Annotated in this window: 1 protein-coding gene; it reads left to right on the forward strand. The window is 69.3% G+C overall.

The annotated features are described in order from the left end of the window. Positions 1-602 (forward strand): RNA-guided endonuclease InsQ/TnpB family protein (locus tag ACY34I_RS40600; RefSeq protein WP_462760865.1); only part of this gene is annotated, 602 nt, incomplete at both ends.

The following is a 602-nucleotide window of genomic DNA, read 5'->3' on the forward strand; positions in this document are numbered from 1 at the left end:
CGGGCGTGGGCGGTTGACCGCCGGCGCACCACCTATGTGCAGTCGTCGGGGTGGCTGACGGAGTGGAAACGCACCGATGAGTTGGCGTTCCTGAACGAGGTGTCGTCGGTGCCGTTGCAGCAGACGTTGCGGCATTTGCAGGCCGGGTTCGTGGCGTTCTGGGACAAGCGGGCCCGGTACCCGAGGTTCAAGTCCAAACGCAAATCTAGGGCGTCGGCCGAATACACGCGCTCCGCGTTCCGGTGGCGTGACGGCCGGCTCACCCTGGCCAAGATGACCACGCCGCTGGACATCGTGTGGTCGCGGCCCCTGCCGGAGGGGGCGGAGCCGTCGACGGTCACGGTGTCTCGGGATGCTGCGGGCCGCTGGTTCGTGTCCCTGCTGGTCGAGGACCCCACGGTGCAGCCCCTGCCGCCAGTCACGGCCGAGGTCGGCGTGGATGCGGGCATCACCAGTCTGCTCACCCTGTCCCACCCGATGCCCGGGGTGAGTGACGAGCAGGGCAAGGTGGCCAACCCGCGGTACGGGCAGGCCGACCGGCGCAAGCTGGCCAAGGCGCAGCGGAACCTGGCCCGCAAACAGAAGGACTCCGCGAACCGGGC

It is taken from the genome of Micromonospora sp. RTBAU3-60, from assembly GCF_054963695.1.